19 protein-coding genes are annotated in these 23,309 nt (G+C 44.5%); 7 read left to right on the forward strand and 12 right to left on the reverse strand.

Going from position 1 to position 23,309, the window contains the following annotated elements; all coding sequences use genetic code 11:
- The first annotated feature begins 22 nt into the window (after positions 1 to 22).
- Together aspS and NM125_RS09300 are read left to right on the forward strand one after the other, a co-directional pair.
- Complete coding sequence (gene aspS / locus NM125_RS09295; RefSeq protein WP_255134624.1) at positions 23 to 1,807, forward strand: aspartate--tRNA ligase; 1,785 nt, start codon at positions 23 to 25, stop codon at positions 1,805 to 1,807.
- Positions 1,804 to 2,511, forward strand: coding sequence for a DUF429 domain-containing protein (locus tag NM125_RS09300; protein ID WP_255134625.1), 708 nt, complete (start codon positions 1,804 to 1,806; stop codon positions 2,509 to 2,511). The genes aspS and NM125_RS09300 overlap by 4 nt, the downstream gene beginning before the upstream one ends.
- A gap of 103 nt (positions 2,512 to 2,614) precedes the next feature.
- Here NM125_RS09300 and sthA read toward each other — a convergent pair whose 3' ends face one another.
- Positions 2,615 to 4,075, reverse strand: a complete 1,461-nt coding sequence (gene sthA, locus NM125_RS09305; protein ID WP_255134626.1) for a Si-specific NAD(P)(+) transhydrogenase — start codon at positions 4,073 to 4,075, stop codon at positions 2,615 to 2,617.
- Between the two features lie 218 nt (positions 4,076 to 4,293).
- Between sthA and NM125_RS09310 the strand changes: the two genes are divergently transcribed.
- From NM125_RS09310 to NM125_RS09320, 3 genes are all read left to right on the forward strand, one after another.
- Positions 4,294 to 4,902 carry a superoxide dismutase gene (locus tag NM125_RS09310; RefSeq protein ID WP_255134627.1) on the forward strand — a complete coding sequence of 203 codons (609 nt, stop codon included), beginning with the start codon at positions 4,294 to 4,296 and terminating at the stop codon, positions 4,900 to 4,902.
- Positions 4,903 to 5,075: 173 nt separating this feature from the next.
- The gene (locus NM125_RS09315; protein WP_255134628.1) at positions 5,076 to 5,534 is read left to right on the forward strand and encodes a BrxA/BrxB family bacilliredoxin; all 459 of its coding nucleotides are present in this window, start codon (positions 5,076 to 5,078) and stop codon (positions 5,532 to 5,534) included.
- A 177-nt stretch (positions 5,535 to 5,711) separates the two neighbouring features.
- On the forward strand, positions 5,712 to 6,101 hold the full coding sequence (locus tag NM125_RS09320; RefSeq protein WP_255134629.1) for a response regulator: 390 nt from the start codon (positions 5,712 to 5,714) through the stop codon (positions 6,099 to 6,101).
- Between the two features lie 3 nt (positions 6,102 to 6,104).
- On the opposite strand, the gene NM125_RS09325 is transcribed toward NM125_RS09320, so the two are convergent.
- From NM125_RS09325 to NM125_RS09345, 5 genes are all read right to left on the reverse strand, one after another.
- The gene (locus NM125_RS09325; RefSeq protein WP_255134630.1) at positions 6,105 to 7,760 is read right to left on the reverse strand and encodes a mechanosensitive ion channel family protein; all 1,656 of its coding nucleotides are present in this window, start codon (positions 7,758 to 7,760) and stop codon (positions 6,105 to 6,107) included.
- Positions 7,761 to 8,361: 601 nt separating this feature from the next.
- Positions 8,362 to 8,925, reverse strand: coding sequence for an ExbD/TolR family protein (locus NM125_RS09330; RefSeq protein WP_255134631.1), 564 nt, complete (start codon positions 8,923 to 8,925; stop codon positions 8,362 to 8,364).
- 663 nt (positions 8,926 to 9,588) lie between these two features.
- Positions 9,589 to 10,398 (reverse strand): slipin family protein, encoded by an 810-nt coding sequence (locus tag NM125_RS09335; RefSeq protein ID WP_255134632.1) that lies wholly within the window; start codon positions 10,396 to 10,398, stop codon positions 9,589 to 9,591.
- Positions 10,385 to 11,713, reverse strand: coding sequence for an NfeD family protein (locus tag NM125_RS09340; protein WP_255134633.1), 1,329 nt, complete (start codon positions 11,711 to 11,713; stop codon positions 10,385 to 10,387). Before NM125_RS09340 ends, NM125_RS09335 begins: the two co-directional genes overlap by 14 nt.
- Before the next feature lie 75 nt (positions 11,714 to 11,788).
- On the reverse strand, positions 11,789 to 14,251 hold the full coding sequence (locus NM125_RS09345; RefSeq protein WP_255134634.1) for an ABC transporter permease: 2,463 nt from the start codon (positions 14,249 to 14,251) through the stop codon (positions 11,789 to 11,791).
- A 346-nt stretch (positions 14,252 to 14,597) separates the two neighbouring features.
- Between NM125_RS09345 and NM125_RS09350 the strand changes: the two genes are divergently transcribed.
- Positions 14,598 to 15,092: a hypothetical protein gene (locus NM125_RS09350; protein WP_255134635.1), complete on the forward strand. Its 495-nt coding sequence runs from the start codon at positions 14,598 to 14,600 to the stop codon at positions 15,090 to 15,092.
- 7 nt (positions 15,093 to 15,099) lie between these two features.
- On the opposite strand, the gene NM125_RS09355 is transcribed toward NM125_RS09350, so the two are convergent.
- The 3 genes from NM125_RS09355 to NM125_RS09365 all read right to left on the reverse strand — a co-directional run bounded on the left by NM125_RS09355 (position 15,100) and on the right by NM125_RS09365 (position 16,923).
- On the reverse strand, positions 15,100 to 16,122 hold the full coding sequence (locus NM125_RS09355) for a serine hydrolase domain-containing protein (RefSeq protein WP_255134636.1): 1,023 nt from the start codon (positions 16,120 to 16,122) through the stop codon (positions 15,100 to 15,102).
- A complete protein-coding gene (locus NM125_RS09360) occupies positions 16,119 to 16,382 on the reverse strand; it encodes a hypothetical protein (protein ID WP_255134637.1) in 264 nt (87 codons plus the stop codon). The genes NM125_RS09355 and NM125_RS09360 overlap by 4 nt, the downstream gene beginning before the upstream one ends.
- Positions 16,383 to 16,542: 160 nt before the next feature.
- Entirely contained in the window at positions 16,543 to 16,923 is a 381-nt protein-coding gene (locus tag NM125_RS09365) for a hypothetical protein (RefSeq protein WP_255134638.1), read from the reverse strand.
- A gap of 67 nt (positions 16,924 to 16,990) precedes the next feature.
- Here NM125_RS09365 and NM125_RS09370 point away from each other — a divergent pair, with 67 nt between their 5' ends.
- Positions 16,991 to 17,446: a dCTP deaminase/dUTPase family protein gene (locus tag NM125_RS09370; protein WP_255134639.1), complete on the forward strand. Its 456-nt coding sequence runs from the start codon at positions 16,991 to 16,993 to the stop codon at positions 17,444 to 17,446.
- Here NM125_RS09370 and NM125_RS09375 read toward each other — a convergent pair.
- From NM125_RS09375 to NM125_RS09385, 3 genes are all read right to left on the reverse strand, one after another.
- On the reverse strand, positions 17,443 to 18,135 hold the full coding sequence (locus NM125_RS09375; protein ID WP_255134640.1) for an ABC transporter ATP-binding protein: 693 nt from the start codon (positions 18,133 to 18,135) through the stop codon (positions 17,443 to 17,445). The genes NM125_RS09370 and NM125_RS09375 overlap by 4 nt on opposite strands.
- 90 nt (positions 18,136 to 18,225) lie before the next feature.
- Complete coding sequence (locus tag NM125_RS09380; RefSeq protein ID WP_255134641.1) at positions 18,226 to 20,691, reverse strand: ABC transporter permease; 2,466 nt, start codon at positions 20,689 to 20,691, stop codon at positions 18,226 to 18,228.
- An 82-nt stretch (positions 20,692 to 20,773) separates the two neighbouring features.
- Complete coding sequence (locus NM125_RS09385; RefSeq protein WP_255134642.1) at positions 20,774 to 23,227, reverse strand: ABC transporter permease; 2,454 nt, start codon at positions 23,225 to 23,227, stop codon at positions 20,774 to 20,776.
- Positions 23,228 to 23,309 lie beyond the last annotated feature (82 nt).

A 23,309-nucleotide genomic window follows, 5' to 3' on the forward strand; every position in this document is an offset into this window, starting at 1 on the left:
CACTTACGATTCATCGAAACGAATGACCCTTAAAAGAACACATACCTGCGGAGAACTTACCGCAAAAAATATTGGCGACGAAGTAATTTTAAACGGATGGGTTGGCCCGCGCCGCGATTTAGGCGGTGTAATTTTTATTGATTTGAGAGACCGCTACGGCGTAACCCAGGTTGTTTTTACTGAAGAGGACGATCAGCTGCATGAAAAAGCGGAGCAGCTCCGATCCGAATATGTGATTGGCATTAAAGGGAAAGTGATTACGAGGGGCGAGGGAAACATCAACCCGAAACTGCCAACCGGTGAAATTGAGATTGAAGCTTCTGAGCTGGTGATCTATTCGGAGGCCGAGACCACCCCGTTCGAGATCAAAGATGACATCAAGACCAACGAAGATACACGCCTTAAGTACCGGTACCTGGATTTACGCCGCCCGGAAGTACAGCAAAAGCTGATGTTGCGCTCTAAATTCTATCAGTCGGTGCGTTCTTTTTATCACGAGCGTGATTTTGCTGAAGTGGAAACCCCAGTTTTGATGCGGAGTACCCCGGAAGGCGCCCGCGACTATTTGGTGCCCAGCCGTGTAAATCCCGGTAAGTTTTTTGCGCTGCCTCAGAGCCCGCAGACCTATAAACAGCTGCTGATGGTTTCCGGTTATGACCGGTATTTTCAGATTGTGAAGTGTTTCCGGGATGAGGACTTGCGTGCCGACCGTCAGCCTGAGTTTACCCAGATTGATGTGGAGATGAGCTTTGTGGATGAGGAGGATATCTACAGCCACCACGAGCAGTTGATGAAAAAGGTATTCAAAGAAACTATTGGGGCTGAGATTGATACACCCTTTCCGCGAATGACCTATAACGAGGCAATGAACACCTATGGCAGCGATAAGCCGGACACCCGGTTTGGCCTGGAGTTCGCCGATTTTTCTGAGATTGTGAAAGATGCTGAGTTCAAAGTGTTTTCCGGAACCGTGAAAAACGGCGGTGGCGTGGTTGGTATAACCGTGCCGGGACAAGGAGATATGGGTCGAGGAGCCATTGACCGACTCACCGACCGTGTGAAAGAGGAAACCGGTGCCGGCGGGCTGATCTATATCAAGATGCAGGAAGACGGCCCTCTTTGCAGTGTAGCGAAATTCCTGACGGATGAAATTGTAGAGCAGATGGTGGAAGAAGCCGGAGCCAGGCAAGGGGATCTTGTGTTGATTCTTGCCGGACCGAACCCGGATGTGCTCAAACAACTGGGCCAGCTTCGCCTGATGATGGGCAAAGAGTTTAACCTGATTGATGAATCAAAGTACAACTTCCTGTGGGTAACGGAATTTCCACTGCTGGAGTGGGATGAAGAGACCCGTCGTTACCATGCCATGCACCATCCGTTCACTTCTCCAAAAGCGGAAGATGTGGAGCTGATGGATTCTGATCCGGCTAAAGTACGAGCCCGAGCCTATGATTTAGTATTGAATGGGAATGAAATTGGCGGCGGATCGATTAGGATTCATGACCAAAAAATGCAGAGCAGAATGTTTGAGCTGCTGGGAATTGGCGACAAAGAAGCCCGTGAGAAATTCGGTTTCCTGCTGGATGCCTTTAAATACGGAGCACCACCACACGGCGGTATTGCTTTTGGCGTAGATCGAATTGTGATGTTGCTGACCGGCGCGAAGAGCCTCCGTGATGTAATCGCGTTCCCAAAAAACCAGAAAGCGCAAAGTATGATGGATAATTCACCGGATGTGGTGGACGAAGATCAGCTTGATGAACTGCATATTTCCATTAAGAAAAATATTAAGGACCAACTATCGTGAAAACCGCTGGAATTGATGGCTGTAAAGCAGGCTGGATCCTCATCACTTTTGATGAAGGGGAAGAAAAATACGAGGTACTTCGTGACCGGGAAGCACTGAAAGAAGCTTTTGAAACTTATGATCGGGTTTTCATCGATATGCCGATTGGCCTTGAAGATGAAGATTACACCCGGGAAGCCGATGCCCTGCTTCGGAAAAAACTGGGTGGTGAATATGCATCCAGTGTGTTCAGTCCGCCTATACGACCCGCATTAACCGCTCCTTCGTATGTCGAAGCCAATATGATCAGCCATGAGTACACCGAAAAAAAGCTGACCCTGCAGGCCTGGAACATCACCCCGAAAATACAGATGGTGGATGAGCTGCTTAGGGCAGATAAAGAGTTAGTGGATAAGGTGTTGGAAGCTCACCCGGAGCTGCTGTTTCAAAAGTTAAACGGCGGGATGATTTATCAGAAGAAAAACCTGAAGAAGGGGATTAAGCATCGGTTAAAGCTTATCGAAGACCGGGAACCTATTGCCGAAGATTTTTTCCGGGATATCAAGGAAGATTTCCGGCGCAATGAAGTGGAGGAAGACGATATTGTGGATGCTATGGTACTCGCCTACTGCGCTAAAATTTCAGAGGAAGAAGGCATCAAAACACTACCTGAAGAATTTGAACACGATTCCAAAGGCATGCGGAAAGCGGTACACTACGTGTAGAACATCCAATAAGGAACACCCAACTTTAAACTTTTAAGTTCGGCGTTCTGAAAATCAAACACTCAGTTGAATGTTCATCATTCGATGTTCCTTGTTGGATGTTCTAATCTTTGCTTTTGAGGATTTTCTTGTACTTCACCCCGGCTTTGTACACGCGGTTGATTCCGTTGAAAGCAGCAATTCGATACGCTTCACTGTAAGTCGGGTAGTTCAATACGTGATTTATAAAGTATCGGATATCTCCGCCTAACGACATAACCGCTTGCCCGAGGTGAATCAGGTCGCTGGCCCGCTCGCCTAAAATGTGAATGCCCACCAGTTTTAGGGTCTCGGTTTCAAAAACCAGTTTTAACAATCCATCCTGCTGGTTACTGATATCACCCTGGGTGATGTTTTTGTAATAAGCTCTTCCAACCGTTACATCAAGTCCTTCTGCTTTTGCTTCTTTTTCGGTGAGGCCAATGCTGGCAATTTCCGGGATCGAATAAATGGCTTGAGGAATCTCGGGGGGTACATCCAGCGCTTCGATACCAAACATGCGGCAAGAGGCAATCCGGCCTTCTGAAAAGGCAGAAGAGGCCATTGCCGGAAATCCTTTCACATCACCGCCGGCATAGATGTTAGGCACTGAAGATTGATTATCGTTGTTAACAACTACATACCCTTCTTCATCAAGTTTAACCCCAATTTCCCGAAGCCCGAGACTGTCAGTATTGGGAACTTTACCACCAAGATAAAGCACGTGTTCAGTTTCGATTACTCTGTCACGGCCGCCTTCATTGTCATTTCGGAGGTTGTATTTAACCTCGGTAGTGTTACGAAGGGCGTTGGGGTTGATTTCGATACTCTCAGCATTTGAGAAAACCTCAATTTTCTGCGTCTCTAAAATTTGCTGCAGCTGTTCAGAAATCTCATTATCTAAAAAGGGGAGAAAACTGTCCTTTTCGTTTAGGATCGAAACCCGGCTTCCCAGGTTAGAAAATGTAGTGGCATATTCGAGCGCCCGAACTCCAGACCCTACTACAACCAGACGACGGGGAATATGAGAAAGCGTAAGGATGGAGGTGTAGTCAAATACCTTGTCATGATCCAGATCAAAGCCCTTTGGTTTAACAGGTTTGCTGCCGGTTGCAACTAATATATACTCGGCCGAATATGTTTTTTTGGTTCCATCGGTGGTTTCAACTTCCACTTCATGCTCGCTATTCAGCTTGCCGTGCCCGCGAACGGTATCAATTTCATTTTTATCAAAATCGGTTTTAACCTTCGTGTTCTTGCTTTCCAGAATCTGGTTTTTGTACATCAGCAGGTCGGCCATCTGGTGGTGCTGGTAGGCTTTTTCTTTGGCCAGGTCTTTAAACTGATTTTGGAAGCGCTGGATGATGCGCGCTGTTTCGCGGAGGGCTTTGCTCGGGATAGTGCCGGAGTTGATCCAGGTTCCCCCAAAAGAATCTTCGTTGGCTTCAATTACCAACACTTTTTTGTCGAACTTAGAGCTCTGCATAGCGCAGGAAAAACCGGCGGGTCCGCTACCAATAACAATAACATCGTAATCGTACTTCATAAATAAACTGAGTGAGTGTGTGAACCCCAAAGATACTTCAATTTTAAGAGGATTTCAGAGCTACATTTACTCATAGTGTTAACATATCTAAAAGATAGATTGTTTAGATGGAGGCAGGAACGAATTTTAGCGGGGTATTGCTTATGTTTGGGAACGATAAATTAAAGGCGCACAAGTTGTAAGCGTCCATTAAATCAGAATTTAATTTGGAGGTAAAAATGGCTTATTCTCTACCCGATCTCCCATACGATTACGATGCACTTGAACCCAATGTGGATGCACGTACTATGGAGATCCATCACACCAAACACCATCAGGGTTACACGAACAAAGTAAATGCAGCCCTTGAAGGTCACGACTTTGCGGATCTTGATATCGAAGAAGTATTACGCAGAATCGATGAAGTACCAGCCGATAAGAAACAAGCTGTAATCAATAACGGTGGCGGATATGCTAACCACAAACTGTTCTGGACTATTCTTTCTCCAAACGGTGGCGGAGAACCGGAAGGTGATTTAGCGGATGCCATCAATGATACCTATGGCAGTTTTGAGAAATTTAAAGAAGAGTTTTCAAATGCAGCCGGTTCTCGTTTCGGATCCGGATGGGCGTGGTTGTCAGTTGACGGCAATGGCGATCTTCACGTGCATTCTACAGCAAACCAAGACAGCCCGCTAATGAAAGGATTTACTCCTATTCTCGGACTGGATGTTTGGGAGCACGCATATTATTTGAATTATCAGAACCGACGTCCCGATTACGTTTCCGCTTTCTGGAATGTGATTAACTGGGATCAGGTTGCTGAAAATTACAAAGCCGCCAAGTAAATACGGCAATTGACTATTGATGAGCGACGGTGGGCGACTTCAGCTCACCGTCGTTTCTTTTTTAGATAGCTGATGTTGATGTGATTCATCAGAATTTGCGATACGCCGGCTTGCAAAATTAATACAGAGAGTTTGTATATTTAACTGAATTAAAAAAAGAAAGAGGTAATGTTATGCAATTTGGATTTGGCGTAGGCCCCGATACTTCCTGGATGCGAGAAGAACTCACCCAATTTGGGGTAGAGGAATTAAAGACGACTGAAGATGTAGATCGTGCAATGAATGAATATAAAGGCACGATGCTATTAGCCATCAATTCTGTTTGTGGATGTGCGGCAGGTAATGCCCGTCCCGGACTTGGAATTGCCCTGGAGCAATCGGAAGTAAAACCGGATCACATGGTAACGGTATTTGCCGGTCAGGATAAAGAAGCCACGGCTCATGCCCGCGATTACTTTTCCGAGTATCCACCGTCTTCTCCGGCATTTGCCTATTTCGTGGATGGAGAAATTAAAGCTATGATTCCCCGTCACCGAATTGAAGGCCGTACAAAAGATGAAGTAGCGGCTGACCTGAAGATGGTTTTCGAAGCATTTTCCAAAGAAAACAGAGAAAAAGCTGAGAAAGAGTAACCATACTTTTTCACATACCAAGTATTTGAAAGCCGGCTCAAAATGCCGGCTTTTTTTATGCGTCAAAAATTCGACATGGTAAATCTTGTGGGTAAGAAGGTATAAAAACAACGGTTTTTGCCGGTAGTAGTCTTTTTGAGAAGGATATAGTACATTTTGGAAACAAATCGGATGGCTATGAACGGCGAAATTTCCAAGAAAGCTATTATTGTAGAAGATAATCTCATTCTTTCGCTTCTGTATGAGAATTATCTCAAAGAAATGGTTTTTAAAACCGTGGGGGAAATCACCAGCGGTGAAAAAGCCGTGGAGCTTGTCAAAAAATATACGCCGGATGTAGTGATTATGGATATCATGCTGGATGGAAAAATTGATGGAGTAGAAGCTGCTGCTGAGATCCGTAAATTTTCATCGGCACCCATTGTTTTTATTACAGCGAATACAGATCCCGCTCATTTAAAAAGAGCCGAAAATATTACTAATTCAAAGTTTCTGCGAAAGCCTATCTCCGAAGATAAACTCAAAAAAGCAGTGAACTATCTCTTGTCGGGTAAACCTAAGGTTTAGGCTCTATTTACCAGCTCCAAAATCGATTTCCTCACCATCTTTAAAAATCCGGGTTCCTTCTGCACTTTTCTTTTCTCCGTCCGGGCCAAATTGATACACTGCTGAAGCCAGCTCTTCTTCGGACCGTTCTTCACCTGCTTTTCTGGGTTCGTCTTTATAAAAACTGTCCATGTGCAGCGTTTGTGTTGGGAAGGCGAATTCCACACCTACTTCTTTAGCGAGCTTCAGAACTTCGAGGAAGAAATTATGACGCTGCTGCAGTTCGGTACTCCAATCGGGGACATCAAAAAACACATACACCAATACGTCCAGTGAATGCGCTCCAAAGGAGTTGAAATGAACTTCGTACACATCCTGCCGGAAGTGCTTGTTGGCCTTAACAATGGCTTTGATGCCTTCCACAAAAGCCTCCATTTGTTCGGGCGTGGTGGAGTAAGTCAGGTTCAGGACGGTTTTCAGCCGGCGGTATTGGCGCAGGCCAAGATTGTCGATGTCGGTATTGGCGAGATTTGAATTGGGTACGCTCACCAGCGAGTTGTAAAAGGTGCGTACACGGGTTGAACGAAAGCCGACTTCCTCCACGGTTCCTTCCACATCCCCAACTTTAATCCAGTCGCCCATTTTAAAGGGACGGTCGAGCAGGATGGTGACCGACCCAAAGAAATTGGCCAGCGTTTCCCGGGCGGCTAATGCTACGGCCAAACCACCAATTCCTAATCCGGCTATCAGCGAAGCCACATTATATCCATTGTTTTGAAGGATGGCGATGACGCCCATCAGTACCACAAAAAAGCGCAGTGTTTTACGGATGAGCGGAACCAGCTGATCATCGAGCTGGGTTTCGGTTTTTGAGGTGAGTACGCTCAGGTATTGCGAAAATACATCGGCCAGGTTATAAAGCAGCCAAACCACGCCGACCGATACGACGATTTCCAGAATGGCGGAAAGGTAGTAACTGATGTTCACCGAAAACTGAAGATTGGAATAGGTGAGCAGGAAAAAGATCATCAGGAAAATAAAAGCAGCCGGCTTCTCAATACTGTTGATGAGGTCGTCATCCCAGGTGAACTTTGTTTTTTGGGCCAGTCGTTTAACGTAATTGTCGAGGATGAAGCCGAAGACTTTCATCAGAATAAGACCGGTAAGCAGCCAGATAAACACCGCGATATACTGCCAGATTTCGATGCCCAGCCACTCGTTGTGTGCCCAGTTGGGAAGGTTATCGGTAATCAGGGTTACATATCCCGAAAAAGTATCATCATATAATTCCGGTATGCGATTGATGGTGGCTTCTGAAAATACCCACTGGTTTTGGTCTGATTTTACCAGGTACACTTCGGGTAATGAGGAGAACAAAATATACTGCTGAAGCCCTGAAAGGCTGTCGGTATAGTTGGCGTTTGCAGGAATTTGATCATAGTCTATAAGCAGGCCGCGGGCATCCAGTACTTTTAAAAGTTCGCTGGCCAGTTGCAGTTTTTGTGCTTCCCCGGCATCTGAAAGCTTCATGGTTTTTATAACAAAATCCGGATTTTTATGACCGCTTTGCTGCCAATGCAGGAAGGTGTGAACAGCTCTCCTTGGGTTAGCCAGCAGGTCTTCATCCCTGGGCTGTGGCTGATTCTGAAAGGCAGAAAGGTCAGGAATAATAAATAGCATTGCTGCAAACAGCAGGAATCCGGATCTCAATTGGGCGAACATAACGTACTTTATTGATTTATGATAAGTGCCCAAATCTAAGAAATGTGAAGCTTGTAGTGAAAAGAGATAAGCAGAAATAAAAAGGCTCCGATGCGGAGCGTCAGAGCCAGAGTGTTATTAGAAACCAGAGCCAGTTTGTGGTTTGGTGTCAGGATCAGACTAAAAAGCTGAGAGAGTTGTATTTAGTTTCCCTGATGTTGCTTTATAGGGATAGAAATAAAACGATGCAGAATCTCTTCTGCCGGAGTCCATTCTGAATACGGTATCTATTTTCCCATTTAAGTAATGCCTATAGCATATAGAACACATCTTTATATAAACCGAGTCATCTACTTCACCTTTTATTTGTATTGCTTTCATCATGTGAGTTTCGCCGTTTAGATCAAGACTTAATATGGTAGGTTTAGAAAAATCTTCTATGACCACATCATCGGATGTGATGATGCATGAAACCGACATGAATGCTGTTAAAAGAAATATTAAAATGGTCTTCATTACTGTAAATTGTGAGCTGGAATTAGAGCCGGGACTTAGCCTCGTTGCAAAATTTTTATCGGGTCTATGAGCTTGAAGAAGAATAGTTAATCCTGTCTATGCCCGATTTTTTAAGTGTCTTTTGCACATCAAATACTGTGCCCATTATGGCTTCATTACTTACCGATAGAATTACGGAAAAATCTTTTGAAGATTCGTTTCGGACAGCATATTTCAAATCTTCAGTATGTAAAAGCGTACCATCTACCATGATTTTACCCGATTCAAGGATGTCGATAACTACATTTTTTTCATATTCCAGGAACTCGTCCGAAGTCATCATATTGAAATGGACGTTTCCAACATTCCGGTTTGCAAACTCTCTGGTTAAACGATGAACTAAGCTGGTATAGACTTTATCAGAAGAAGAAATTCTAACTTTAGTTTGCTCATTAACTTCCAAGACATCCAAAAACGCAGTTTCAGAGAGGGTGCGGCCATTTATTTTCATATCGCCATTCTCATACAGTCTAACATCTACGAGCTCCAGTTTTTCCTGATTATCCGCTGAGTGATTAACTGTTTCTGGCTCAGATGAGCATGAAATGATAATTGATAAAATGACAAGCCAAGTGAAAATGATTCGCATGTGTTAGTATCTAAGTGAATGTTTGGATAACAAGAGTTCTAAGAACATGCACAAATATTTCCGGAAAATAAAAAAGGCTCCGACGCGGAGCGTCAGAGCCAGGATATGATTTAACTTCAAAGTTAGATTAAGAGGTTTTTAACTGAAATAGAGGCTTTCGAAATTGCTTTGGCAATAAAAAAGCTTCTACAAAGCCGAGTACGTAATTTTTAGTTTTCCTGATTTAGCTTTAAAAGGGTAGAAATAGAATAATGTTGAATCTCTGCCAGCGAAATCCATTCTGAATGTAGTATCTATTTTTCCTTTTAGATAGTCTTTATAGCATGTAGAACACAATTTTATGTAGACTGAATCGTCAACAAAGCCTTTAACTTGCATTGCTTTACTTGTATGCATATCACCGCTTAAATCAAGATTTAAAACGACGGGTTCGGAAAAATCATCAATTACTACGTCTTCGCTGGTAGTGATGCATGAAATCATGATGAATGTCAGGAGAAAAGTTATGAATATGTTTTTCATGGTATGGTTAAAGTTTGTAGTGAAAGAAATATGCAGAAATAAAAAGGCTCCGACGCGGAGCGTCAGAGCCAGGTTGTTATTAGAAACCAGAGTCAGGTTGTGGTTTGGCGCAATAGCCAGTGAATCGGGTTCGATTAATGGTTATGATTCGTCATTTTTGTTGTTTCCTGACTTACCCCGGTCGGCCATGGACTTGAAGGCCTCGAGGAAATCCATTGGCAGCGGGAGGAAGGCAAAGGTGGCGTTTTCCTCACTGATTTCATTCATGGTTTGAAGGAAACGGAGCTGAAGGGCCGCGGGTGCTGTCTCGATCATCTTAGCGGCATCTACCAGCCGTTCAGCAGCCTGGAATTCACCTTCCGCATTAATGACTTTCGCTCGTCGGTCACGCTCAGTTTCAGCCTGTCGTGCCATAGCGCGCTTCATGTTCTCAGGCAGAACGACATCGCGAACCTCAACAGAAACTACTTTTATTCCCCAGGGATCGGTTTGAGTATCAATATTCTGCTGAATTTGTTTGTTGATTTTCTCGCGGTTTGCCAGCAATTCATCCAGTTCAACCTGCCCGATAATACTTCGCAGTGTTGTTTGTGCCAGCATGGAAGTAGCATGTATGTAGCGCTCAACCTGTATAACGGCTGCTTCGGCATCAACCACCCGGAAAAAAGTGATGGCATCCACATTTACAGTCACGTTGTCCTTGGTGATCACTTCCTGCCGGTCCACGTTAATGGTTAAAACACGCAGGTCAACCCGCTCAACTTTATCGATGAAGGGGATGAGTACGATCAGTCCCGGGCCCTTTACACTTTGGAATTTACCGAGCCGGAAAACGACCGCCCGTTCATATTCGCGCAGTATTTTGAAAATTTGCGGGGCCAATAACACAATAAAAACGACGATGGTTATCAGCCATGTGATATAGCCTGAAAAAATCTCAGTTGACTCCATGGTCAAACTCCTTATTTGGGGTGTATGGTTTTACGGTTACGGTGAGTCCTTCGAAACGGACGATCTCGCACCATTCGTTAGATTCAATTTCTTCTCCCTCGGTTACGGCGTTCCAGTATTCACCGGAAATCAGTATCCGGCCGCCTTCTTCGTTGATGTCATCAACAACTTTTGCCTTTTTCCCGATGAGGGATTCCAGCCCGGTTCGGTTTCCTGTAAATTGGGCTTTGATGCCGGAAGTGGCAATCCAGCCAAAAAAGATGGCGGTCATAATGGTTGCCGGTACCAGCCAGTACCAGTCGAGCTGCATGTTTTTGGGAAATTCCTGGAAGAGCATCAGGGCGCCGAGGAAAAAAGATACCGCTCCGCCCGTTATCAATATTCCGAAAGTGGGGGTAAAGGCTTCAATCAAAAATAACACAATCGCCAGTCCAATTAGCACAAAGCCGGCCACGTTGATTGGCATGGTTGCCGATCCGTAAAGTAGTAAAATCAGGGCAATCACTCCGGCAACACCGGGAACAATAGCTCCCGGGTTGGTTACCTCGCCCACAATCCCATAAATGGCAACCATCGTTAAAATCAGCATAATTTCAGGCCGCATGATGAAGCTGAAAAATTGTTCGGCAAAGGTTTCGCCTTCCTTATTAATACTGGCTTTTGCAGTTTGCAGGGTATCGCCTTCAAACACAAGGCCGTCCATTTGCACAAGAAGCTCGTTCAAATCCTGGGAAATAAAATCAATTACGTTAAGCTCAAGCGCTTCGGTTTCGGTGATGGCAGCTCCGTCCCGAACGGCCGACTTCGCCCACTCCGTATTCCGGTCACGCTCTTTAGCGATGTTTTCGATGAAGCTTTCGGAGTAGTTAAAAATCTTTTTCTGCATCACGGTGTCTTGCGGTTGACCTCCCATGGAAACCGGCGAGGCGGCACCAATAGTGGTTGTAGGAGCCATAGCTGCAACATGCGCTGCCAGTGTGATAAAGGTGCCGGCACTGCCCGCGTTACCACCCGATGGAGTTACATACACGGCAATGGGCATTTCAGAAGCCAGCATTTCCTGTACGATATCCTGTGTGGAATTCAGGAGTCCACCGGGAGTGTCGAGTTCGATAATCAGTACTTCATCACCCCGTTCGCGAGCAGTCTCCAATCCTCTTCGGATGTAGTTGGTAGTTGTAGGGCCAATCGCTCCTTTTACAGTGATTACGGTAACGGATGTCTGAGCCGTGGAATCAGCTTGGGCTAAGACAGAGGGAGCGTACGCAGAGGATAGAACAAGCCCCAGAAGAAATAGTGATATTTTTTTGATCATGCCCATGTAAACCTAATGCTAACCGTATTCTTAAGGTTCCATTTATTGTAAGCAATCGATGGAAATAAACAAAGCCTATTCGCTGCGAATGGCGTTCACCGGATTGATCAGGGCTGCTTTCACAGAATGGTACCCAACTGTTCCTAATGCGATAATAACAATGAGCAGTCCGGAACCTAAGAACAGCAGGGGCAGCGAAGCTGTAAAGTCGAACCGGTAGGTGAAATTCTCCAGCCATTTTGAGCCTAAATAATAACTGACGGGCCAGGCAATGATATTAGCAATACCAACCAGAACAAGGAAGTCTTTGGAAAGCAAACTCACAATATCGGCAACCGAGGCCCCCAGGCTTTTACGGATTCCAATTTCTTGTTTACGCAGCTGCGCTGAATACGAAGCGAGCCCAAGCAGACCAAGGCAGGCTATCAAAATACATAGTATGGAAAATGAAGTGGAAAGGGAGCTCATGGTTGTTTCAGTTTCATAGATCTCAGCCAGTCGCTCATCAAGAAAACGATACTCAAACGGATCGATAGGGTTTACTTCTTTCCAGGTTTTTTCGAGGTGTTCCAGCGCACCGGTTACATCACCGGGGGCAATTTCAACGGCGGTGTGTTCGATGTATCCCAAAATGGGGCGGGTGCCTTCCACAAGTCTCAGTATCAGGGGCTCAATTTCTTTTTTGAGGGAAGTATAGTTGAAATCCTCCAGCACTCCGATAATGGTAAAAACCTCTCGCTCTCCGCTTGGCGGATAGTGGTAAATGGTTTCACCAAGGGCTTCCTCCGGTGTTTCTACATCAAGCTGGCTAAGCATTTTCCGGTTGATGAGAACCGCTTTTTCCGCATCGGTGGAAAAATCACGTGAGAACGAACGGCCGGCTATTACTTCCAGATCAAAAGTCTCGGTTACATCATGTGTAACATGAAGCACCAGGTTAAGGGCATCTTGTCCTTCTCCGTTTCTGGCAGGCACATATCGGTAATACTCGGTATGTTCAGAACCCGGAATTTTACCCAGCCCGGTAACCGATTGAATTTGAGCATGATTCAGGCTCTGCTCTTTAAAGTTTTCAAATTCCCAGGCGATCAGGTTTTGGTTGGTTGGCAGCATAACCACAAAGTTCTTATCGAAGCCAAGGTCTTTTTCCTGAATAAAATCGAGCTGCAGGTAAACGATAGAAGTACCGATAATCAGTATCACTGATAAAGTAAACTGAAAAGTAACCAGAGCCTTTCGAAATATAGTGGTCTTTCTCCCACGGGTTGAATTTCCTTTAAGCACATCCACGGGTTCAAAAGAGGAAAGGTACAGAGCAGGATAAAGCCCCGCTATCAACCCAACAAAAGCAGTTAAAAGTATCAGGCCGGGAATGGTATAGATATTATCAAAAGGATTGAAGGTGATTGATTTAGCGGTTAGCTCGTTGAAGAAGGGCAAAGCTATAATCAGAATAATAATGCCAAGGATAATAGCGATGAGCGTAACCAGGAACGACTCTCCTATAAACTGATAGAATAATTGCTGTTTGTGTCCACCCAACACTTTTCTCATACCCACTTCACGGCTGCGCTCCATTGAGCGGGCAGTTGATAAATTCATGAAGTTGATGCAGGCAAAAATCAGAATGAAACCTGCAACGACGAGCAGAATGTAGATATAGGTAATTGAACTGTTCACCTCCATTTCCTGGTCACGATTAGAGGTAAGGTGAATGTCGGTTATGGGTTGAAGTTCAATATCGACAGATTCATCCTTTGGCCATCCGGAGTAAGCCCGGTAGTATTTGTCTTCCAGCGAGGCTAACTGGGAGTTCAGGGAGCCTGTATCAGCGCCATCTTTAACTAATATATAGGTCCAAATAGGGTTCCACAGCCAGCTTCGGTCGTAGCCCGGGCTGCTGGCATAGATTTCATTTAAGCTGGTAAAAGAAGCCACCAGGTCAATTTTCATATGAGATTGTTCCGGCCATGATTTCATCACACCTGTGACGGTCATATCCCGAATACCTTTGTAACTCAGGGATTGACCGATGGGGTTTTCATCTCCAAAATATTTTGAGGCAAGGTCTTCACTTATAACAAGAGAAAGGGGATTCTTAAGTGCTTCGGAAGGATTTCCCTGAATAAGTTCAGCCGAGAAAACATCGAAAAAAGTGGAATCCACAAAATAGAAATTGCTTTCGCGGAAAGAGACCTGATCTTCCCGGTTCAGGAAAGTGTGGTTTTCTTCCTGCATGTCAAAAAAGCGAACGGTTTTCTCAATATGGTCAGGAAATTCAGCATCCAAAACCGGGCCTAACCGAAATGGGGTGGTGGCTTGTTCCTCAACCCGATCTTCCGAAGTCATGGTTTGCACCACCCGGTAAATCCGGTCGGAGTTTGAATGGAATTTATCATAGCTCCATTCATTTAAAACATAAAGCACGATTAATAAACTGGTGGCTAAGCCGATAGCCAAACCCAAAATATTAATGAGTGAATAACCTTTCTTATTTAAAAGATTCCGTACAGAAATCTTGAGATAATTCCTAAACATCAGCGATTCCTTTCACTTTGCCAACAGACTAAAACATCCAACTATTGTACCGTAATTATTAACAAGTCGGAAATGGAGTAAGCTTATATCCGACTCAACGTATCATATAATTAGAGTGATTTAGCCATGCATTGTTACAAAAAAGAAGAAATAAATTAACAATAACTTCAAACAGAATTAATAGGGAAGAGAATTAACATGAATTTGCAGTTGATTCATTAGTTATATAAAAATAATTTCTTACAAATAATTATTCACAAATAACGGGTACAATATGCGAGTTCAATCAGTTCTTACACTAACCATCCTGAGTTTAATCTTCACTGCTTGTAGTTCAAGCAAAAAATTGAGCTGTTCAGTCTCTGACTATGCTGCTTATTACTATAACAACTCTCAGAATCCAGCCTGTGGAGAAAAGTACAAGGATGGGGCTAACTTATATGGCTTTGGTGAAATGAACGGGCCGGAAGGTCAGGATGAAATGCTGAAAAGAGTGGCGTCTTCTAAAGCCACCATGGAAATAGCTCAGAAAGCGGCCGGTATTCAAAACAAGATTAAATGGAGTATAGGAGAGTTTTCTCAGATTAATGAAGAGGGAGAGAATTCCACAACGAAATGGTCTCAAATACAATTTGACGTCAAACTGGAAGGGGTAGAAGAAGTAGGAAGCGTTTGTGAGTCGGGTACAAGAGGCTATGTATGCTATACATTATTGAAGATGCCTAAAACGGCAATACTGGAAACGGCATCAGCCTCTTTAAAAGAGAAGGATGAAGATTTATACAGGGAGTGGGTCAAATCGGATGAGTATAAGCAGCTTGTTGCTGAATTAGTAAAGTAGCTGAGACTCAGAATGCTTTATTTTCCAGGTAGGGAATAACACTGTTCTCCAGGAAATTGAAAATGGGTTCTTTGTAGGTTCTGCGCTGGGTAGCCCCATCCAGGGAGTTTGTGATAACTACAACGCTGCTTAGCTCAGGAATCATAAAGATGTATTGCCCGCCATATCCCCAGGCAAAGAATACTTTATGGCCGCCAACCGGGCGGTTCCACCACATATACCCATAATCATAAGGGTTGTAGTTGCTGCGGGTGTAGGTTTTAAAAGAGTCGCGCACCCACTCTTTGGAAACAATACGCTCTCCGTTATAAGTACCGCCATTCAGCATAAGCTGTCCTATTTTAAGTAAATCATCCGGAGTCATCGCCAGGTTGTTACCGCCCATGTAATAACCCTTAGGATCACGATCCCAGCCTCCCTCGTCAATATTTAGCGGATCAAATAAGTATTCTTCAGCAAATGCTTTGGTGCTCATACCGGTAGCTTTGGTGAGTATTACCGACAGCAGATGTGAGGTTCCTGTACTGTACACCATCTGTCCGCCGGGCTCTTCCACAAAATCCTGATCAAGTTGAAATTCCACCCAGTCATTGCTGACTACCCATGCCCCATAATTATAAAAACTGGTGGTTTCCAATCCGGATTGCATGGAAAGCAGGTTACGGATCGTGATATTCTCTTTCTTTTGGTTGGGATTTGCTTCAAAATATTCGGGAAAATAATCTCCCAACGTTTCATTTAGAGAGATAAAACCGTTATCAACAGCAATTCCGGTTAAAAGGGAAATTATACTTTTGGAAGCGGATTTGATGTTGTAGGGATAATCGGGGGAGGCATTCCGGAAATATTCAGCACCTAACAGTTCGCCCTCTTGTTGAATGAGAACGCTTCTGAGTGAATGGATGGATTCTGCTTCCTCAAAAACAGCTTCAATGGAGGTTGGAGCTGAAGACTGAGCCTGCAGGCTTTGAAACCCGGTGATGAAGCAGAGTACAGAAAAGAAAAAAACTCGTGCGGGAAAGTATCTCATTCAGCGCTTTTAAATTTGAAGGTAACGGGAATTTTATCATCAAACGGGGAGCCGATGTGGTAGAGTTCCCATTCGGAATCATAATTCATAATCCGGTCCCTCAGAATGGTAATCAAATCTTCGGAGCTTCCATTCTCAGAATGCCAGTCAAAGGTTTCGACACGGAACTTCAGGTTCCGTTTTTCTCCATTCACATGAACATCGAGATTAACAACACTTTCTACATTGGGGACGGTAAATTGAACACGGACATTATGCATGATTACTCCGGTTAAAGTGAATAATGGGCGATTATACTATATGAGGTACAAAAAAGATGCCATTTCCTTAAGACCGTACGTTCCTTCAATCAGAAGACTGTTTAGTTGAGAAAAGCGTTCGGAAACAGACAGCTACTGTGCGATTATGGACGGTTCAGTTCTATGAATTACCAAAATAAAATCCCTTAAGCAGGTTGTTGTCGGGCAAGTGTGTAATGCTTGGGTTTTCTTTTAAAAACGAGATGATATCACGATAGGCCTTATCCAGTTTTTGCACTTCCTGCTTGGTGACAAATACGGTAAAGCTGTAAACCCGTTCACTTCCCCTGAAAACAGTGATCCGGTATTGATTCGTGATATCCCGGTCCAACCGGAGTTCAAACAGGTCGTAATCGATAGCGTGAATTTTTCTTCCGGGTTGAATGTCCTGAGATTCTTCTGTCTGCTTAATTTTGTTGATAATCTCCGTGTAGTTGGGCTCCGGAGCAGGAATATCCGGTTCTTTTTCACGCTGAAACAGGTTTCTTAGAAAATTTAGCATTGAATGAAGACGGCGTTATGATGTGTTATAAACTTAAGTTAAACAGAAATAAAAGGGAGTACAGTTTATGTCTTTTTTAGCTTTTGATGAATTGAAGAAGAAAGTGGCTAACCTGATTCATGAAGATACGCAGCGCCATGATCATCACCTGGACCTAACGGTGGCTGAGGTCCATCGCATTAACGGGGCCGGCTCACTGGATTTCGGAGGCAGCGAATTTAAGCCAGCCACCACCCAGAAGCTAAACCCTGTAAAGCAAAAGCCCGATGACAACTACGGGTGGTGGAAACTGCAGCAGGGGCCGTATAAAATAATCTTTAACGAGAGCGTGGATATAGAGGACGGCTCTGCCGCGTTGATTTCAGCTCATCACCATGCCCGGCAAGCAGGACTGATCTCCGATTCTTATGTAATTTCTGATGACAGCTCCGATGCTCTTTCCCTGAACGTCACCGTTTCAGAAGCAGGGTGTAATATCAAAGAAAATGCCCGGATTGCAGAGTTAAGAATTATCAGCGACTAACTTTCTACAGCCTGATTATAGGGGTCTTCTTTTACGAGGGCGCCGTCCTTCAGGTTAATGATACGGTTGCCGTAAGCGGCCATTTTCTCGGAATGAGTAACCTGTATAATGGTAACCCCATCATCGTTCAGCTTTTTGAACATATCCATGATTTGTTCGCTTTGTTCGGAGTGAAGGTTTCCGGTGGGTTCATCGGCTAAAAGCAGTTTTGGGCTTCCGATAATAGCACGGGCAACCCCAACCACCTGCTGCTGACCACCCGAAAGCTGGGGCGGGAATAAATCCTTCTTCGCTACAATATTGAAGCGATCAAGTATATCGGCAACCATGGCTTTGCGCTGCTTGCTTTTCACTTTTCGGTACAGCAGTGGCATCTCGATGTTTTCATAAACCGTGAGTTCATCAATCAGATGATAGGCCTGGAACACAAAGCCGATGTGGGATTTATGATACTCCGATTTTTTCTTTTCGCTTAGGTTGTGAACCGTCTCACCCAAAAAAGTGTATTCGCCTTCTGAAGCATCATCCAGAAACCCAAGAATATTCAGCAGGGTTGATTTTCCGGCACCACTCGGCCCCATGATGGTCACAAACTCCCCTTCCTCAATATCGAGGTTAATCCCCTTCAGGATGAACGTCCGTTGAAACCGTTTGTCGATGTATTTGTCTATATCTCTTAGTTGGATCATTGATGATGTGTTTTGGTGTAATAAGTGTTAAGGTGTTTACGTGTTTATGTTGGAATACACGTAAACACCTTAACACGTTACAACGTTAGGTTATTCACTTCTTAAACTGTCGGTTGGGTTAATTAAGGTTGCTTTAACGGATTGATAACTTACCGTAAACCACGCAACGGCAAGGGTAAGTAATCCTGATAACAGGAAAATGCCAAATCCTAACTCGATTCGGTAGGCGAAATCCTGCAGCCAGGTACTCATGGCATACCAGGCAATCGGGGTCGCAATCACAAAAGCTATGGCTACCAATTTGGTAAATTCCTTGTTCACTAAGAAAACGATATTACCGGAAGAGGCTCCTAACACTTTTCGGACCCCAATTTCTTTGGTTCGCCGGATGACCATCAGCGAAGCAAGCCCGAACAGGCCAAGGCAGGCAATGATGATAGCCAGTACTGATCCGGTAGTTACAATACGACTGAGCCGGCGTTCTTCCCGGTACTGATCATCCAGTGATTGATCGACGAAGGTATAGTCAAAAGGAACGCCCGGTGCTACCTGTGCCCATACTTCCCGGAGCTGACTTACCGTTTGGGATAAATTGCTCGTGGATAAATTGAAAGAGTATCGAGGGTCAAAAGAGTTTGAAATACCGAGGTCGGAAATTCCGCTAAACAGGATATCTGGGTTCATTACTATAGCAAGCGGTTCTACCGGGGTATGCAACGACTCATAATGGAAATTTTCCACAACGCCGATCACCTCATGCTGATCGAATTCAGGTCCGGGCAGGCGTTGGCCGATGGGGTTTTCCCAACCGAAATATTCAACCAGGGCTTCATTCACGATCATAGCCTGACGGGCATCAGAGGGATTTTCTTCAGAGAAATTACGCCCTTCCGTTACTTTAATTCCGAGAGTGGGGATGAAATCAGCATCCACAAAATTGCCGTGGAAGTTTTTGGGTTGATCCTGATTATCTCTGAATCCCATTTGAAACCAGCCTCCGGTTTGTACAGGAGTAAAGGAAGAAGTCGATATCGAAGTAATTTCAGAAGAAGCTTTCAATTCATTTATAAGTATTTGTTTCCTTCTTATGCTTTGCTCAAAAATATCAGCCGGTGAGCTTTGGGGGGTATTGCTGATCCCGGATTCGAGCACGAGAATCTGGTCTTTCTGGTAACCGAGGTTTTTATTCTGAACATAATTCAGCTGCTGCTGGATAGTTATGGTTCCTATAATCAAAGCTATAGAAAGTGAGAACTGAAAGACGACCATCACTTTTTGGAAGCCACCCTTTTCAGCAGACAGATTTAAACGACCTTTCAGGACTTCTATCGGGCGAAACCCGGAAAGGACAAGAGCGGGATAAATACCAGCTACCAGGCTCACAGCTAAAGCAGTAAGCAGTAACACTCCCAGTGTTCCTGCTCCATAAGAAATAGTAAGCTCGGTTCCGGAAAGATCATTGAAAAAGGGAAGAAGAAGTTCAGCAAAGGTGATCCCGATTAAAAAGGCAATCAGCGTCATCATCAAGGCTTCACCCCAAAACTGATACATCAGATGTTGGCGGATGGCTCCGATGGTTTTCCGGATTCCAACTTCCTTAGCTCTTGAGGTAGATTTACTGATCGAAAGGGTCATGAAATTAACACAGGCAATCAGCAGAATCAGAAAGGCGATGGCTGCAAGGATGTAGGAATATACCGGATCGCTGACGCTGGCTTGGGCTGAAGGAAATTCGGTGTTAAGGTGAATGTCGGTCAAAGGCTGGAGGCCTACTTTATAATCCTGATTGGTGAAGAAATCCTCCCCAAATACGCCTTTCATCATGGAATCAAACTTTTCATTCAGGTCGGCCTGGTTTGTGCCTTCCTGCAATGTCAGATAGGTGCTGCCAAAAATGTTGAACCAGCTGTTTCGGCCACGTTCGCTAATCAGGGTCTCCAGGTTTTGGTCAGGCATCAGGATTCGGTAATCCAGACTGGAATTGGCGGGGGGATTTTCAACCACACCGGTTACGGTGAACTGTTTGTACTCATCGGTCAGCCTGATGGACAGGGTTTTTTGAAGTGGATCTTGGTTACCAAAAAAGCGGTTGGCTGTTGCTTCCGAGATCACAATGGAAGACGGATTTATAAACAAATTCCCGGGATCACCCTTAAGGATATCAAAGTCAAAAATTTTAAAGAAATCCTTATTCACCACCAATATGTTTTCATCAAAGGGAGCCTGTGCATCGGGGGTTTTTACCAGATTGCTGAAGCTGAACATGTAGGTCAGGTGTTCAACCTCCGGTATGTTATCTTTGAGGGTGGGGCCCAGGATTACAGGGGTGGCTGTATTCAGTAATTCTCTGCCTTCAGGAGTGGTCTCGTTTACCCAAGCCCGGTAAGTACGGTCTGCTTTAGAATGAAATTCATCATAGCTCCACTCATTTTGAACATACAGTGCAATGAGAATGCAACATGCCACACCCACAGCCAGCCCAAATATATTGATGGATGAATACACCTTGTTTTTGAACAAGTTCCGAAATGCGATTTTAAAGTAATTTTTCAGCATGATGTAAAGTGTTTAAGTGGTGAGGTGTGAACGTGTTTACGTTGGGTCGCACGTAAACACGTTCACACGTTACAACGTAAGATTATTCATTTCTTAAACTGTTGACGGGATTGGTTAAGGCTGCTTTTACAGATTGCCAGCTTACGGTTGCAATGGCAATACCGAGCGTGATTAATCCCGATAAAAGGAAAACAGACATTCCTAAATCAGTTCGGTAGGTAAACTGCTGCAGCCATTGTTGCATAACCAGGTATGCTATGGGTATGGAAATCATGAAACTGACTAAAATCAGTGCCATAAATTCTTTGGACATAAGGCGAAGGATAGAGGCAATATCCGCCCCCAATACTTTACGGATTCCAATTTCTTTGGCTCTTTTCTCTGCACTGAATGCAGAAAGTCCGAACAGCCCCAGGCAGGCTATTAAAATGGCCAGTACTGAGAAGGTGCTCATCAGGTTTTGCACCCTGTTTTCAGTACGGTACATCCGGTCGAACTGCTGATCCAGGAATGCATAATTGAACGGTTGTTCAGGAGCTCGGGCGGTCCATTCTGCTTCCAGAACGGCGAGCACTTCACTGATATTTGCATCAGCAAATCGGAAGGCCACATTGCCCGATGAACGCTGGTTAAACAAACCCAATGGCGACACGTTTTCCCGTAGCGACTCAAAATTGAAGTCCCTGACTACGCCCACAATTTCATAAGACAGCGTTTTGGATTGATCGATAGATCCATCTTCGTGGTTCATTGCAAAGGTTAAAATACTCTTGCCAACCGGGTCTTGAAGGTCTAATCGCTGAACAGCTGTTTCATTGAGGATCACGGCTTGCTTGTCCATTGCCCGATTCTCAGAAAAGTTTCTTCCCTGCACGACCTCCATTTTCAGCGTTGGAATGTAGTTTTCATCCACCTCCCATGTTTGCATGCTCACGGTGTTATTTTGTGTGGGTGATTTTCCCTCCGGCCAATAAGCCAGGTCATTCAGGGAGTATCCATCAACGGGAAAGAAACTGGAGATTGTGGCGGATTTAATGAATGAGTTTTTCAACATCTCGTCTCTAAAAGAATCGACTCCGTTGCTGCTCCCAATGGCATAGGCGTCTTCAACGATTACTACCCGGTCTTTCTCAAATCCAATGTTTTTATTCTGAATAAATTGCAGCTGGTCGTTGATGACAAGAAGTCCGGCAATAATTACGATGGAAATGGAAAACTGAAATACCACCAATCCCTTTCTGAACAAACCATGGCCTTTGCGCTCCAGATGGGTGCCTTTAAGTACTTTTACGGGTTGAAATGAAGACAGCATCGCCGCGGGATATGCTCCTGCAAGCAAGCCGGTGACAATGACAATACCCAGCATGCCCAGGCTTAAAGGAAGGTTGGTGAAATACTGCGAACTTATGGTTCTCCCGGCTATATCGCTGAAATAGGGCAGGGTAAGTTCAACAAAAAACAGGGCGACAATTAAAGCCAGAAAACTGAGCAGAAGGGATTCCATCAAAAATTGCCCGGCCAATGTGGAACGGTCGGATCCCAGGCTTTTTCTAACACCGACTTCTTTTGCTCGTTTTGCTGATCGCGCAGTAGAAAGGTTCATGAAGTTGATGCAGGCCAGCAGCAGGATAAAAACGGCCAATCCGGAAAAAATATATACATAAGTAATGCTTCCGTTTGCCTTAAACTCTCCGGTGAGGCTGGAATGAAGGTGGATGTCTTCCAGGGCCTGTAATCTGTAATCGGCACGGTTGCCGGCTTCTTCAAATTCCTTCATTGTTATGCCCATAAACTGAAGAAGCTGGGGCTCTATGTATGTTTTCTTGATGTACTCGAAGTTCTGTTCAAAAGCCTCTGGGGCTGTATTTTCACTAAGCAGCAGGTAGGTTCGGAAGTTATTGCTCAGCCACACATTGTTGTTGGCTTCATCGATGGTTGCCATCGAAATCAAAAAGTTGAAATGAAAGTGAGAGGTATTCGGCATGGTTTCGTACACGCCGGTAATTTCCATATCAAAATCATCCTGTATGGTAAGGGTCTCGCCCACCACATCGGCGCGGCCAAAATACTTCCGGGCCATTTCTTCACTAATGGCAACCGTTTGTGGCTGTGTCAAAGCATGATCCGGTTCCCCATAGAGAAAGGGGATGGTGAACACATCAAAAACGGAGGAGTCGGCAAACACGAAGCCACTTTCACGATAGTTTTTTCCTTCTTTTTTGATCAGGTAAGAACCACGCGGACGGAAACGGGTCATAGCCTCAACTTCAGGATAAAGCTCTTTAAGGGTAGGTCCCATAGGTGCAGAGGTGGAGGCGAGTTCGATAAAGTTGCCACCGAAATCGATGTGGGAGGTTACCCGGTAAATACGATCTGAGTTTGAATGATGTTTATCGTAAGAAAGTTCATGTGATACATACAGCAGAATTACGATACAAGTCGCCAACCCCACAGCTAATCCAATGATATTGACCGAGGAATAGACTTTATTTTTGAACAAGTTCCGGAATGCGATTTTGAAGTAGTTTTTCAGCATGGTGTAATAAGTGTTTAGGTGTTATAGTGTTTACGTGTTTAAGTTGGGTCGCACGTAAACACATTCACACATTACAACGTTA

This window comes from Gracilimonas sediminicola (assembly GCF_024320785.1).
Classification (GTDB): domain Bacteria; phylum Bacteroidota; class Rhodothermia; order Balneolales; family Balneolaceae; genus Gracilimonas; species Gracilimonas sediminicola.

Coding starts and splice junctions, on each gene's coding strand:
- NM125_RS09370 (WP_255134639.1), top strand. CDS start 16,991: ATGTCTTTTTTAGCTTTTGATGAATTGAAGAAGAAAGTGGCTAACCTG.
- NM125_RS09385 (WP_255134642.1), bottom strand. CDS start 23,227: ATGCTGAAAAACTACTTCAAAATCGCATTCCGGAACTTGTTCAAAAAT.
- sthA (WP_255134626.1), bottom strand. CDS start 4,075: ATGAAGTACGATTACGATGTTATTGTTATTGGTAGCGGACCCGCCGGT.
- NM125_RS09360 (WP_255134637.1), bottom strand. CDS start 16,382: ATGCATAATGTCCGTGTTCAATTTACCGTCCCCAATGTAGAAAGTGTT.
- NM125_RS09355 (WP_255134636.1), bottom strand. CDS start 16,122: ATGAGATACTTTCCCGCACGAGTTTTTTTCTTTTCTGTACTCTGCTTC.
- NM125_RS09330 (WP_255134631.1), bottom strand. CDS start 8,925: ATGCGAATCATTTTCACTTGGCTTGTCATTTTATCAATTATCATTTCA.
- NM125_RS09310 (WP_255134627.1), top strand. CDS start 4,294: ATGGCTTATTCTCTACCCGATCTCCCATACGATTACGATGCACTTGAA.
- NM125_RS09340 (WP_255134633.1), bottom strand. CDS start 11,713: ATGATCAAAAAAATATCACTATTTCTTCTGGGGCTTGTTCTATCCTCT.
- NM125_RS09335 (WP_255134632.1), bottom strand. CDS start 10,398: ATGGAGTCAACTGAGATTTTTTCAGGCTATATCACATGGCTGATAACC.
- NM125_RS09380 (WP_255134641.1), bottom strand. CDS start 20,691: ATGCTGAAAAATTACTTTAAAATCGCATTTCGGAACTTGTTCAAAAAC.
- NM125_RS09315 (WP_255134628.1), top strand. CDS start 5,076: ATGCAATTTGGATTTGGCGTAGGCCCCGATACTTCCTGGATGCGAGAA.
- aspS (WP_255134624.1), top strand. CDS start 23: ATGACCCTTAAAAGAACACATACCTGCGGAGAACTTACCGCAAAAAAT.
- NM125_RS09365 (WP_255134638.1), bottom strand. CDS start 16,923: ATGCTAAATTTTCTAAGAAACCTGTTTCAGCGTGAAAAAGAACCGGAT.
- NM125_RS09325 (WP_255134630.1), bottom strand. CDS start 7,760: ATGCTATTTATTATTCCTGACCTTTCTGCCTTTCAGAATCAGCCACAG.
- NM125_RS09345 (WP_255134634.1), bottom strand. CDS start 14,251: ATGTTTAGGAATTATCTCAAGATTTCTGTACGGAATCTTTTAAATAAG.
- NM125_RS09375 (WP_255134640.1), bottom strand. CDS start 18,135: ATGATCCAACTAAGAGATATAGACAAATACATCGACAAACGGTTTCAA.
- NM125_RS09320 (WP_255134629.1), top strand. CDS start 5,712: ATGAACGGCGAAATTTCCAAGAAAGCTATTATTGTAGAAGATAATCTC.